The sequence below is a fragment of the Lacimicrobium sp. SS2-24 genome (assembly GCF_002201535.1).
GTDB lineage: Bacteria > Pseudomonadota > Gammaproteobacteria > Enterobacterales > Alteromonadaceae > Lacimicrobium.
Genome location: NZ_NIWW01000001.1, coordinates 702,690 through 714,596, shown reverse-complemented (window position 1 = coordinate 714,596; position 11,907 = coordinate 702,690). Strand labels below are relative to the sequence as shown.

Annotated in this window: 15 protein-coding genes; 12 read left to right on the top strand and 3 right to left on the bottom strand. The window is 51.5% G+C overall.

Annotated elements, in window-relative coordinates:
* Nucleotides 1-144 precede the first annotated feature (144 nt).
* The 5 genes from CCY32_RS03155 to CCY32_RS03135 all read left to right on the top strand — a co-directional run bounded on the left by CCY32_RS03155 (nt 145) and on the right by CCY32_RS03135 (nt 5,137).
* Nucleotides 145-678 (top strand): SRPBCC family protein, encoded by a 534-nt coding sequence (locus tag CCY32_RS03155; RefSeq protein ID WP_088329092.1) that lies wholly within the window; start codon nt 145-147, stop codon nt 676-678.
* A gap of 116 nt (nt 679-794) precedes the next feature.
* Complete coding sequence (locus CCY32_RS03150; protein WP_088329091.1) at nt 795-1,838, top strand: XdhC family protein; 1,044 nt, start codon at nt 795-797, stop codon at nt 1,836-1,838.
* Complete coding sequence (locus CCY32_RS03145; RefSeq protein WP_088329090.1) at nt 1,835-2,437, top strand: nucleotidyltransferase family protein; 603 nt, start codon at nt 1,835-1,837, stop codon at nt 2,435-2,437. The genes CCY32_RS03150 and CCY32_RS03145 overlap by 4 nt, the downstream gene beginning before the upstream one ends.
* Nucleotides 2,430-2,894 (top strand): (2Fe-2S)-binding protein, encoded by a 465-nt coding sequence (locus CCY32_RS03140; protein ID WP_088329089.1) that lies wholly within the window; start codon nt 2,430-2,432, stop codon nt 2,892-2,894. Before CCY32_RS03145 ends, CCY32_RS03140 begins: the two co-directional genes overlap by 8 nt.
* Nucleotides 2,891-5,137, top strand: coding sequence for a molybdopterin cofactor-binding domain-containing protein (locus tag CCY32_RS03135; RefSeq protein ID WP_088329088.1), 2,247 nt, complete (start codon nt 2,891-2,893; stop codon nt 5,135-5,137). Before CCY32_RS03140 ends, CCY32_RS03135 begins: the two co-directional genes overlap by 4 nt.
* 56 nt (nt 5,138-5,193) lie before the next feature.
* Here CCY32_RS03135 and CCY32_RS03130 read toward each other — a convergent pair whose 3' ends face one another.
* Nucleotides 5,194-5,388, bottom strand: a complete 195-nt coding sequence (locus tag CCY32_RS03130; protein WP_088329087.1) for a helix-turn-helix transcriptional regulator — start codon at nt 5,386-5,388, stop codon at nt 5,194-5,196.
* A complete protein-coding gene (locus CCY32_RS03125; RefSeq protein ID WP_088329086.1) occupies nt 5,385-5,792 on the bottom strand; it encodes a hypothetical protein in 408 nt (135 codons plus the stop codon). The genes CCY32_RS03130 and CCY32_RS03125 overlap by 4 nt, the downstream gene beginning before the upstream one ends.
* Nucleotides 5,793-6,171: 379 nt before the next feature.
* On the opposite strand from CCY32_RS03125, the gene CCY32_RS03120 reads away from it, so the two are divergent.
* The 7 genes from CCY32_RS03120 (at nt 6,172) to CCY32_RS03090 (ending at nt 11,323) form a co-directional block, all read left to right on the top strand.
* Complete coding sequence (locus CCY32_RS03120; protein WP_088329085.1) at nt 6,172-6,870, top strand: rhomboid family intramembrane serine protease; 699 nt, start codon at nt 6,172-6,174, stop codon at nt 6,868-6,870.
* Nucleotides 6,871-7,091: 221 nt separating this feature from the next.
* On the top strand, nt 7,092-7,751 hold the full coding sequence (locus CCY32_RS03115) for a response regulator transcription factor (protein ID WP_088329084.1): 660 nt from the start codon (nt 7,092-7,094) through the stop codon (nt 7,749-7,751).
* Nucleotides 7,748-9,082 carry an ATP-binding protein gene (locus CCY32_RS03110; protein ID WP_088329083.1) on the top strand — a complete coding sequence of 445 codons (1,335 nt, stop codon included), beginning with the start codon at nt 7,748-7,750 and terminating at the stop codon, nt 9,080-9,082. The genes CCY32_RS03115 and CCY32_RS03110 overlap by 4 nt, the downstream gene beginning before the upstream one ends.
* Before the next feature lie 31 nt (nt 9,083-9,113).
* A complete protein-coding gene (locus tag CCY32_RS03105; RefSeq protein WP_088329249.1) occupies nt 9,114-9,443 on the top strand; it encodes a cupredoxin domain-containing protein in 330 nt (109 codons plus the stop codon).
* Entirely contained in the window at nt 9,433-10,209 is a 777-nt protein-coding gene (locus tag CCY32_RS03100) for a hypothetical protein (protein WP_088329082.1), read from the top strand. The genes CCY32_RS03105 and CCY32_RS03100 overlap by 11 nt, the downstream gene beginning before the upstream one ends.
* Nucleotides 10,206-10,916 carry a hypothetical protein gene (locus tag CCY32_RS03095; RefSeq protein WP_088329081.1) on the top strand — a complete coding sequence of 237 codons (711 nt, stop codon included), beginning with the start codon at nt 10,206-10,208 and terminating at the stop codon, nt 10,914-10,916. Before CCY32_RS03100 ends, CCY32_RS03095 begins: the two co-directional genes overlap by 4 nt.
* A 29-nt stretch (nt 10,917-10,945) precedes the next feature.
* Complete coding sequence (locus tag CCY32_RS03090; protein WP_168171415.1) at nt 10,946-11,323, top strand: CBS domain-containing protein; 378 nt, start codon at nt 10,946-10,948, stop codon at nt 11,321-11,323.
* Nucleotides 11,324-11,350: 27 nt separating this feature from the next.
* Here CCY32_RS03090 and CCY32_RS03085 read toward each other — a convergent pair whose 3' ends face one another.
* Entirely contained in the window at nt 11,351-11,884 is a 534-nt protein-coding gene (locus CCY32_RS03085; protein ID WP_088329079.1) for a cytochrome b, read from the bottom strand.
* Nucleotides 11,885-11,907: the final 23 nt, after the last annotated feature.

The following is an 11,907-nucleotide window of genomic DNA, read 5'->3' as shown; positions in this document are numbered from 1 at the left end:
ACATCAACCTAAGTCAGTGTCAGGGGCTTGTGCAAGTGTGATGCGATAAAGCTGCCAATAAAGCGCCTCAAATCAAAATGATTGGCGTCTTCACATGTTAATAGTATGTTAGTGAAGCAGACTGCAACATAAAAGGACAATCTGATGAATATGCTCAAGAAAACGGTTTCTGCGGTATTACTTTTACTGCTCTTATTAGTGGGTGTGGGATTCGTTTTACCGTCAGAATTTAAAGTGCAACGGGATATTCTGATTGAGGCTACGCCGGCTGAGGTCTACACCAGGCTGAATAATTTACGCAGTTGGCAGGATTGGGGCGTATGGTTTAAACGTGACCCTGATATGAAAGTTCGCTACGAGGGGCCGGATCAGGGGCTGGGAATGCGTTCTATCTGGCAAAGTGATACGGAAGGCAGTGGTCAGATGGAAATTATTGCGACCGAGCCGCCAAAGCGACTGGTTTATAGTCTGTATTTCCCGGATTATGAAATGGGCAGTACGGGGGAATTTGTGCTGACCTCCCATGACACCGGTACCAAAGTGGTGTGGCTGGACTACGGCGATGTGGGCGCGAACCCCCTAATGCACTATATGGCACTGATGATGGATTCGATGATTGGACCGGACTTTGAAACCGGCCTTGAGAATCTAAAAACCCTGGTGGAGAACCAGAGCTGAGTATGCTCAGCCTGAAATTACGTCAGTTTATCCTGCGTTGGTGGTGGTGCGGGGCGTTTAATGTTTTAGTGCCCCGAGGGATTTCTCCGGCACATACCTGAGGATTAAGAGCAGCTATGGCGAATCTGTTACAACACCTGCTGGCTTACTGGCATGACCAAAAAGATGCTTTGCAGTGGGTGCTGGCCACTATCGTTGCGACAGAGGGCTCTGCATATCGCAAAGCCGGTGCCATGATGCTGATCAACAGTCTGGGACAATATCGCGGGCTGCTCAGCGGAGGGTGTCTTGAGGCGGACATTATGCGCCAGGCCAGACGCTGCTGGCTTGACGGTCATAATCGCACCGTTCGCTACGATATGCGTGAAGAAGAAGATCTTGCCTGGCAACTTGGGCTGGGGTGCGGGGGAATGGTGGAGATCCTGCTGCAACCCGTCAGTAAAGAGAATCATTATCTAAAGCTGGATCAGGTGCTCACGGCCCTTGAACAACATGACTGTTGTGGCTATGTGCAATACCTCATCAAAGGGGAACCACAAAACCAGTGGCTGAACCAGCAGGATCTCGACCGACTCCTGCCTGTTTCCGCCAGGGCTCGTCAGCTGGAGATGGATGGAAACACGGCACTGGTTCAGCGAATCAGGCCTGCTCCTACACTGGCAGTATTTGGGGGCGGCCAGGATGCCATACCCGTGGTGGCGATGGCCCGGCAATTAGGCTGGCATACATTGCTGTTGGATCCGCGGCCCGCCAATGCCCGTGATGGCTTTTTCGATGGTGCGACGGTGATCCGGGATGCGTTTTCTGAGCTTACCGGTGCAGCCTGGTTACAGCATATCGATGGGGCGGTGGTAATGACCCACAATATGAGTCTGGATGCCCAGGCGCTAACCTTGCTGAAATCGGCTCCTGTACGTTATCTGGGCTTACTGGGGCCGCAGCATCGCACGCAAAAAGTGCTGCGCCAGGCAGGTCTTTTGGCGTCTGACTTTTCGGCGCCGCTGGCAAGCCCGGTGGGCTTGCGACTAGGCGGAGAGCTGCCGGAATCCATTGCCCTAGCCATACTCGCTGAGATGCATGCGGCACTGGAAGGAGCCGACGGACAGTCGATTTCTCTGAATCTGGCCGCCGAAGACGGGCATCTGAGGGAAATAGGGTGAACACGGCGGTAGTGATGCTGGCGGCCGGTCAAAGTCAGCGTTTCGGTGGCAGCAAACAATTGGCGCAATTTAGGGGCCAGCCCATGATCTGTCATGGGCTGGCAAATTTGCCGCCCGGTTTGCAGCATTACTATGTGGTGTTAGGCGCAAACTGGCAGCCCATTGAAGAGGTTGTCAAAGGCTACGACGAGTTCAGGCATATTCGAATCTGTGTGGCTGAGGACTGGGAGAAGGGCCTGGCACACAGTCTCAGGTTTGCGCTGAGCCAACTTTCACCAGAGGTAGAGCGGGTGATGATTTGCCTGGCCGACCAGGTGGCCCTGGGGCCCGAAGATTATATGCGTTTACTGTGCTGCGCTGATGAGCATCCCGGGGCGATGACTGCCGCATATTATCAGCACAGTCTGGGCGTACCTGCTATCTTTTGCAGAACACAATTCAGCCAATTGATGCAGTTGCAGGGGGACAAAGGGGCCCGGGCGCTGTTGCAGGGTAGCGCAGAGCTGGTGCAACCCGTTGCGATGCCTGCTGCGGCAATTGATATCGATACACAACAGGACTTGATAATCCACCAGGATAAAGGGGAGAGACATGATTGAGTTTACCCTAAACGGTAAGGCCCAGAAGGTTGAGGCCGATGCCGATATGCCATTGCTCTGGGTGCTGCGCGATGTGCTCGGCATGACGGGCACAAAATATGGCTGTGGTATGGCCATGTGTGGTGCATGTACCATACATATTGACGGCCAGCCTATTCGCTCATGTACCACGCCGCTGTCGGCGGCAAAAGGTAAGGCAGTCAGTACCATAGAGGGCTTATCGGACGATGTCTCCCACCCGGTGCAAGAGGCCTGGCGTGAACACAATGTGCCGCAATGTGGCTATTGTCAGTCTGGTCAGATCATGAGTGCGGTGGCGCTGTTAAACAGCAATCCTCAGCCCGACGACGCCGCGATAGATGAATATATGCAGGGCAATCTGTGCCGCTGCGGCACCTATCCCCGCATCAAAGCGGCCATTAAAAGCGCCGCCGATAAATTGGGGAGGAAAGCATGAGCCAGATTATGAATACCTCCCGCAGGCATTTTCTCAAGGTAGCGGGAATCGGCAGTGGTGCATTGGTACTGGGAACGGTGATGCCGGGCTGGTCGCCCGCCTGGGCCGAATCCAACCCCGGAGACAGAGTCAATGAGATGAATCTGTTTGTCAGTATTGGCAGCGATGACAGAGTGCATATTATTTGTCACCGTTCGGAAATGGGGCAGGGGATCCGAACCGGTCTGCCTCAGGTGGTCGCCGATGAGTTGATGGCCGACTGGAGCAAAGTCAATGTTGTGCAGGGCCTTGCCAACGAAGCCTATGGTAGCCAGAACACAGACGGATCGCGGTCGGTCAGACATTTTTATCAGACCATGCTGGAAATGGGCGCCATGGCCCGTACCATGCTGGAACAGGCTGCCGCCGAGCATTGGCAGGTGCCGGTTGATGAGGTTTATGCCAAAGCCCATCAGGTGTGGCACCGTGGTTCTGAGCGCAGCCTGAGGTTTGCCGAACTGGCAGAAAAAGCCGCGGCGCTGACACCACCTGAGTCGACGTCGCTGGTGTACAAATCCAAAGCCGATTTTAACTACATCGGCAAAGACGTGCCCATTGTGGACATGCAGGACATTCTCAGCGGCAATACAGAATATGGCATTGACGTGCATTTGCCGGGAATGCTGTATGCAAGCATTCAGCGTGCACCGGTACTGGGCGCGAACGTGAAAAGCTTGGATGATAAAGACGCCCGTGCAGTGAACAATGTTGTTGATGTGATTACCATGCCAGAATTTAGTCTGCCTGCGGCCTTCAAACCCCTGGCCGGAGTAGCCGTGCTGGCAAGCAATACCTGGGCAGCAATGCAAGGGCGTAAGCAACTCAAGATCAGCTGGACAGACAGTGAACACGCCCAGCACGATTCTGAGAGTTATCTGAATACGCTCAAACAGCGAGTTAAAAATCAGGGTAAGGTGATTCGCTCCATCGGTGATGCGTACAGCGGCATGATGAATGCGGTGCATACCCATTCAGCCACTTACACCTTGCCATACCTTATTCATGCACCGATGGAACCACCCGCAGCCACCGCGGTGTTCAAAGACGGGCTGATGGAAATCTGGGCCTGTACTCAGACACCTCAGAGCACGCAGAGTACTGTCGCGCAGATTCTTGGGCTGGAAAAAGACCAGGTCAAAGTGCATGTGACGCTGCTGGGAGGTGGCTTTGGTCGTAAGTCCAAGCCTGACTTTTCGGTAGAAGCGGCATTGCTGGCTAAACAAACGGGCAAACCGGTGAAAGTCACCTGGAGCCGCGAAGATGAAATCCAGCAGGGCTATTATCACGCTATCAGTGCCCAGTATTATGAGGCGGGTATGGATGATACCGGCCGGGTCACCAGCTGGTTGCAGCGCACGGCGTTTCCCAGTATCAGCTGGACTTTTACCGGCACAACTGACTCGCCCTCTGATGGTGAGCTATCTCTGGGCTTTGGCGACCTGCCTTTTGCTCTGGATAATCTGTCCTGTGAAACACAAACCGCAGAGGGACATATACGCATAGGGTGGGTGCGCTCGGTGAGTAATATTCAGCACGGGTTTGCCATTGGCTCCTTCGTGGATGAACTGGCTCATAAGCTGGACCGCGAACCCCGGCAAGTCTGGCTGGAATTGCTCGGCAGCGACCGCCATGTGGATCCAGAGCCGGAGGGGTTTAAGTATGGTAATTACGGCGACCCGAAAGACACCTTCCCCATTGATACGGCACGTCTGAAAAACGTACTTAACCTGGTGGCAGACAAAGCCGGTGTAGAGAATAAAACCGCGGCCAATGAGGCCTGGGGGATCAGTGTTCATCGCAGCTTCGTCAGTTATACCGCCGTGGCCACCAGGGTCCGGGTCAAAGACGGCAAACTCAAGGTACTGGAAATGCATTGTGCTATAGATGCCGGAACCGTGGTCAATCCTGACCGGGTGCGGTCGCAGATGGAAGGGTCTATGATCTTTGGTCTGTCACTGGCCATGAATGGCGAAATTACCGTCAAGGAAGGCAAGGTGCAGCAATCAAACTTTCATGATTATCCGATTTTGCGGATGCACCAGTCACCGCCTATCAAGGTATATATCGTAGACAGTGATGCACCTCCGGGCGGGGTGGGTGAGCCGGGTGTACCGCCAGTGGCGGCGAGTCTTGCCAATGCGATTTTCCGCGCCAGTGGAAAACGTATTCGTGACTTACCGGTGAACAAGCATCTTGAGGTGTGAAGCAGATTAAATGGAAGACAAAAAAGCGGCAGTGATTGCCGCTTTTTTATTTGCGTTCAGGGCTGATCCTGAAAGATGTCTTCGATGGGCAGATTAAATAGCCGAGCCGCTTTAAAGGCCAGGGGAAGACTGGGATCAAACTTGCCTTTTTCGATCGCATTGATTGTCTGGCGCGAGACATCCAGTGCCTTTGCCAGATCGGCTTGTGTCCAGTCGCGCTCTGCCCGCAGTACTTTAAGTTTATTCTTCATTGGTATTTGCGCTGCCCTAAAACAATAGCTCCGATGTAGGTCAGACCCATGAAAATAACCAGGTGTGAGATTTGCGCATCAGCATTGATCAGCCCCGTGTTTGAAGCAACATCGTACAATATGCCGATAATGAGTCCGGCACCCAATGTGACGGCCATGGCATCAAGCTGGATTTTTCGCTGCAGCTCATCCTGATTCAGCAGATGATTGCGATTCGCCAGCAGCATTTTAACGCCAAAAAACAGATTGATGAGCATTGCTAAAATGGTCAGGAAGGGCATTTCAGACCAGATCATTAAGGGCCCAAATTGCGCCACTGCCAAAGATAACAACCATCCTATAGTCCAGATAGCGAGTGAACGGGTGGTATTTTTATAACGCTTGTGTAAATGTTCGCCTTGCATTTGTCTTGCTCCTTTGTCAATAAGTAAAATATGCTTTACTTTTGCGTATAATGGACGGGCTTGAATTGTATGTCAAGTAAGCTTGATATAAAGACGGTATAAATTTACATTTTGTAAAATTGAAGGCCAGTGGGGATAGAAATGGATCAGCGAGACAGACAGATAAAGAAGCTGTGTAAGATTGACAGAGATAGATGCACATGCCCTTCGGCTTCTTTGTTGTCACTGAGTTCAGTCTGGTTGAGATTGAGGGCAGCATTGCTGATCCTGAGTTATAGAAAACAACACCGGATCCGCCATTCTGAAAAAATTTGTACCTTTTCCTGTGTTTTAGCGTTTTAGTCCCCATCACTATGGAAAGGGTAGAAAGGAAAGCAGAATGAAGCAGAGCAGACGGTTGCGTAATAGCATCCTGGCAACAACGGCGTTTGTTTGCCTGTTGTGGTGGATAAAACTCTCCGAGTCATTTTTCGGATTGGAACTGGGCTTTCTTGGTGTCACCCCAGGTATCAAAGAGGGGTTGCTTGGCCTTATCGGCGGGCCACTGGTTCACGGTTCTTACCAACACCTGTTCAGTAATACCTTACCGCTGCTGATTTTAGGTTCCCTTTTAATCTATGGTTATCCCCGTTCCTGGCTGCTGGCAGTACTGATGATCTGGCCTCTGTCAGGGCTGGGCGTGTGGTTGTTTGCCCGCGATGCCACCCACATTGGTGCCAGCGGTCTGACGCACGGGCTGTTTTTTTATTTGTTTGTGTGCAGTATTGTGCGCCGCGACAAGGTGTCAGTGGCACTGATGATGATTGGCGCCTTTTTGTATGGCAGCATGATCATGACGATTTTCCCCCGTGAGCAGGGTGTGTCATTTGAGTATCACTTTTTTGGCGCTGTAGCAGGCACCCTGGCGGCATTCCTGTTTTACAGAAGAGACCCAAAGCCTGTGGAAAAAAAATACAGCTGGGAACAGGAAGACGATTCAGAAGATTCGCTGATTGGCGATGCCTGGCAGGCCAACACAGACAGCGAAAGTAACGCCGATAGTCAACCTAAAACAACAGAAAAGCCAGAGCATCATTAATCACGAAAAGCCATAATAAGTCACAGCGCTTTTGCTTAACACTCCACTGTTCAACAATTGAAAGCGCTCAGATGAGTGAAAATTTGTTTGTCTATCTCTGGTGTAATAGATGTTTATACTAACCTTTTGATATTGAGTTCAGCATTGTCTTAAGACAATCTTAAGCCGATTGTGGTATTCACACTATCAATGCACCAGATCTGATAAATAAGAGGCAAAACATGCGTTTATTGCTCGTTGAGGATGACCAGCAATTGGCCGGGGCGCTGCAACAGGGGTTGCGACGAGAGGGTTTTGCTGTGGATCACTTAAAAAGTGGCAAGCAAGCGCTGCTGGCGATTGAAACCGCCAGTGCTGATCTGGTTATTCTGGATTTAGGATTGCCGGATATGGACGGAATCGAAGTGTTAAAGCGGGCTCGCCAGCAAAAAAATGCGATTCCCATTCTGGTCCTAACGGCCCGGGACAGCACCTCTGATAAAATTGCCGGACTGGATCTGGGGGCCGATGATTATCTGGCCAAGCCCTTCGATATGGACGAGCTACTGGCCCGCATTCGCGTCATCACACGTCGGCTGGGTACCGCATCCCAGGCATTGGTTCACATTGGTGAGGTGTGTGTGGACACCCGTGCTCACCAGGTGACCCTCAAAGGCACGCCCATCAGCTTATCCCGCCGAGAATACATGTTGCTGCGTGTGATGATGGAAAACGCCGGACGCATACAATCCAGAGAGCAACTGGAAGAGAAACTGTATGAGTGGGGCGATGAAGTGGCCAGTAATGCGGTGGAGGTGCACATACATCATTTGCGCAAGAAGTTGCCGCAGGACTTCATCAAGACCATCAGAGGGGTGGGTTATACAGTGAATCCGGCATGAGTTCAGTTCGTCGGTTTCTGGTGCTGGTGTTACTGGCCGTTATCACTTTGGTGATCTTTTTGGCTGCCAGCCAGAGTTATCGCAATACACTGAGCGCTTCATCGACACTGTTTGACCGTCAGTTGCTGGCGGTGGCTGACGCCCTCAATGGCCTGCCATTGCCAACGGAATCTGCACTGCCCGACGCGCCCAACGTGATGACATCTGACGGGGAGTTTATTTTTCAGATCTGGTTTCATGACAGATTGTTGCTGACCACGTCTGGTCTGCAAGCGGCGCCTCTGACGTCCCGCACATCAGGGGTGAGAGAGGAAAACCTGCAAGGTCAGAGGTGGCAGGTTTTGGCACAATATTATCCTGCAACGGGCTATTGGGTGATGGTGGCCCAGCCGCTCCATCATAGGATCGAACTCAGTGAAGAGATGATTCTGGCCACACTGATGCCCTTGGCATTGAGTTTACCCTTACTGGCGCTGCTCATTTCATTGGCGGTACGTCAGGGGCTCAGCCCGCTTAGACAACTCACCGGAGAACTTGAAACTAAGCGGGCAGATGATCTCAGCCCGCTGCACCTGACTTATCAGCAGGAAGAGCTCAAGCCCGTCGTGGCAACCATCAACAGCCTGTTACAACGTTTGCAGCAAAGTTTTGAAAGAGAACGTCGTTTCGCCTCTGATGCGGCCCATGAATTGCGTACACCACTGAGTGTGCTGAAGATTAACCTGCACAATCTGGAAAAAGAGCTGGAGCATACACCGGAAAACCTGTTGTTGCTCAAGCAAGGTGTGGAGCGAATGAGCCATGTGGTCGATCAGATCCTGATGCTCAATCGCACCAATCCGGAACACTTTAGTGTTCAGTTTAAAAAAGTGGACTTGTACAAACTGTGCCAGCAGGTGATCACCGAACTCTACCCCCAGATTGCGCAGAAACAGCAACAAATCAGTTTACATGGGCAAGCTGCAGTGTTGCCGGGTGATGAATTTTCTTTGAGATTACTGCTGCAAAATTTGCTCACCAATGCCAACAAATATAGTCCGGTGAAAAGCCAGATAGATATTACGGTCAGTGCCACCACTGAAGGCACGGAGCTGATTGTAGCGGACTCCGGACCGGGACTGAGCGAAGCAGAATATGCACGTGTTTTCGATCGTTTTTATCGGGTGGGCGGTGATCGCCATCAATCAGGGGTCCCCGGGTGTGGCCTGGGTCTGGCCATCGTTGAGCATGTGGTAAACCTTTATCACGGGCGTATCACGCTCGGCCACTCAGAGGCGCTCGGCGGACTGCAGGTGCGGGTCGTTTTTCCCTTGGGAGGTGAAGATGACTAAGCCCAAGGCCGCGGCGGTGATCTATATCCTTATGCTCTTTGCCTGCCTGATGAGTCACACAGCCCGGGCAGCGTTGCCGGAATATACCCTGATCCTCAAAAACCATCTCTTTTATCCGCAGGTTGTGGATGTGCCAGCGGGCAAAAAAGTTCGTCTGGTCATCGAAAACCAGGATGCCGAGCCGGAAGAGTTCGACAGTTTTGATTTAAACCGTGAAAAGGTGTTGTTTCCGGGGCGCCGCACCGTCATCTATGTCGGGCCCCTTGAACCCGGCATATACGATTTTTTCGGGGAGTTTCATCCGAATCAGGCCAAAGGGCAAATCCGCGCGGTGACAGAGGGGCAGCCTGATGTTGATTAATACCATTATTCTGTTATTACGCGACGCCTTGCCGGTATTCTGGATGCTAAGTCTGCTGCTGGCGCAAGGGAATAGTCAGGCATTGTCGCGCCGTTGGTTGTGGGGTGGCGTATCACTCGGATTGATGCTGGCCATCATACTGATGGTAAATGTGGGATGGGTCAGTGAGCAGTTTCAGGGAGCGGGGTTGGAGTGGCTGACATTTGCTGCTCATGCACTGATTTATGCGCTGGTGGCTGAGCTTGTTTTACGGAGTCATCTTGGACGTTATCGCTACTGGCAACTGAGTGCTGCGCTGCTCTGTGTGCTCACAATTGCTATCAATGGGAACTATTTTCTGATTTATCTGGATACCTACTGGCGCAATGCTGAGCACATGCTGTCACTGATTAGCGGCACGCTACTGGGACTGGGTGTGTGTATCAGTGCTGGCATTCTCAATTATCTGTTCAATTATGCCTTGCTGCAGCGTGGTAAGCGTCTGTTATGGGCGGGATTGTTACTTTGCTGGAGCGCCGGGCAATGGGTCTACACCTTTAATCTGATGGCACAGGTGAACCTGATGTCCTCTGCAGCTCCCATCTGGAATACCAGTAACTGGGTCGCTGATGGATCAGAATGGGGACTGGTGTTAAATACGCTTGTCGGCTACGAAGCTACGCCCACCGGGTTACAGATTCTGGTGTATGTACTTTGCACAGTGCTGCCGCTGGCCTTTCTGGTACGCATACCGGCTGGTCAATTATGCAACGAGGTGAGTGAATGAAACCGAACAGGGTCTTTTATGGCGCTCTTTGCCTGCTGACATTATTGTTAAGCGCTCGGGCGGTTGCTGACGGGCAGGTGGTGGACCGGGTTTATCATCCTTATGTGCTGGCCAATGAGCATCGGCTGGAATGGCGCTTTATGTCCCGCCAGACGAGTGAGGAAAATTATCTGGCTCAACGGGTTGGGTTTGGTCACTCGGTTAATGAAAACTGGATCCTTGAACTCTATCTCATCGGTGAGCGTGACGAACAGGGCAACTTTGGTTTAGAAGCCTATGAGCTCGAAGCGCGCTGGATGATGACCGAACAGGGACAATACTGGGCTGACTGGGGCATGGTATTTGAAGTGGAGAAACGCCATGGTCAGAATCAATGGGAAGTGGCCTCAGGGCTGGTGATGGAGAAGGAGTTTGATCGTAACAGCCTGACGCTTAACTGGTTTATGATTTACGAATGGGGCGAAAACATCCACGATGAACTGGAGAGTGAATTCAGGGTTCAGTATCGCTATCGCTGGATGCCGCAGGTGCAGCCTTCAATCGAGTTTTACAGTGGTGAAAACTATATTGGTCTTGGGCCTGCGCTGATGGGCTTGCAGCGCTTCGATGGGCAGAAGCAATTGAAATGGGAGCTTGGTTTTATTACAGAACTCAGTAATATCGGTAAGGATCATACTCTGCGCTTTGTACTGGAGTATGAATTCTAAAAACAGGAAATATGACAAGGAATGGAAAGATGTTGATAGAGGATATGACACTGCATCTTGCAGTACACTACGTTGAAACATCCGCTAGCCTGCAAACTGCCAGAGCAATGATGCGAAATCACCATATAGGTGCCGTGCTGGTCGTCGATAGCGACAACAGTCCAACGGGTATCCTAACCAGCTATGATTTGCTCGATGTGGATGATTTTACCGGCACACCGATTACACTTCGCATGTCCTCCGAGCTCATAACCGTCACACCCAAAGACAGCGTTCGGCATGCCTCTGAGTTGATGGTAAAGCATGGCTGTCATCATTTAGTGGTGACCGATGGCGCTGAAGTAACAGGCATTGTGTCGAGTCTGGATATCGTGAACTTCTATTTGCAGGCTTATACCCCGGCATGAAACGGTTATTTTCTGAAGGAGCCATAATCAGGGTAGCATCCGCTTAAGGGTATTATCTTTAAACACATAGTGGTGGGCCAGGCCAGCCAGGGCATGTAAGGCGATCAGAACATAACCTGCGCTGCCTATGGTTTCATGCACTTCTTCGATTTGTTCTGCCAGAGTTTCATTGGCAGGGATAAGCGCGGGTAACTCTAACCCGAAGAACGGAATGGGTTTGCCCTCTGCACTTAATATCATCCACCCAGCCAGCGGCATGCCCAGCATCAGCAGATAAAGTAAGATATGCATGGATTTTGCCAGGCGCTCCTGCCAGCGTGGAAGGCTCGGATGAATAGGCGGTGCGGGGTGTCTTAAGCGGAAATACAAACGAAATAACACCAGTAAACCGACGCTGAGGCCAAGCATAAAATGCCAGTGCTTGAGCAGTTCACGGGGATCGCTGCCCTTTGGATACAGCTCTCTTAATTCAATACAGGCGTAGACGGCGGCGATCACCAGCAGCATCAGCCAGTGCAATACAATGCTGGCGCGATGATATTTTTGTGTCGATGTAGGCATTGATGACCTCCTGTTTAGTGACG

Coding starts and splice junctions, on each gene's coding strand:
- CCY32_RS03155 (WP_088329092.1), top strand. CDS start 145: ATGAATATGCTCAAGAAAACGGTTTCTGCGGTATTACTTTTACTGCTC.
- CCY32_RS03150 (WP_088329091.1), top strand. CDS start 795: ATGGCGAATCTGTTACAACACCTGCTGGCTTACTGGCATGACCAAAAA.
- CCY32_RS03140 (WP_088329089.1), top strand. CDS start 2,430: ATGATTGAGTTTACCCTAAACGGTAAGGCCCAGAAGGTTGAGGCCGAT.
- CCY32_RS03135 (WP_088329088.1), top strand. CDS start 2,891: ATGAGCCAGATTATGAATACCTCCCGCAGGCATTTTCTCAAGGTAGCG.
- CCY32_RS03130 (WP_088329087.1), bottom strand. CDS start 5,388: ATGAAGAATAAACTTAAAGTACTGCGGGCAGAGCGCGACTGGACACAA.
- CCY32_RS03125 (WP_088329086.1), bottom strand. CDS start 5,792: ATGCAAGGCGAACATTTACACAAGCGTTATAAAAATACCACCCGTTCA.
- CCY32_RS03120 (WP_088329085.1), top strand. CDS start 6,172: ATGAAGCAGAGCAGACGGTTGCGTAATAGCATCCTGGCAACAACGGCG.
- CCY32_RS03115 (WP_088329084.1), top strand. CDS start 7,092: ATGCGTTTATTGCTCGTTGAGGATGACCAGCAATTGGCCGGGGCGCTG.
- CCY32_RS03110 (WP_088329083.1), top strand. CDS start 7,748: ATGAGTTCAGTTCGTCGGTTTCTGGTGCTGGTGTTACTGGCCGTTATC.
- CCY32_RS03105 (WP_088329249.1), top strand. CDS start 9,114: ATGCTCTTTGCCTGCCTGATGAGTCACACAGCCCGGGCAGCGTTGCCG.
- CCY32_RS03100 (WP_088329082.1), top strand. CDS start 9,433: ATGTTGATTAATACCATTATTCTGTTATTACGCGACGCCTTGCCGGTA.
- CCY32_RS03095 (WP_088329081.1), top strand. CDS start 10,206: ATGAAACCGAACAGGGTCTTTTATGGCGCTCTTTGCCTGCTGACATTA.
- CCY32_RS03090 (WP_168171415.1), top strand. CDS start 10,946: ATGTTGATAGAGGATATGACACTGCATCTTGCAGTACACTACGTTGAA.
- CCY32_RS03085 (WP_088329079.1), bottom strand. CDS start 11,884: ATGCCTACATCGACACAAAAATATCATCGCGCCAGCATTGTATTGCAC.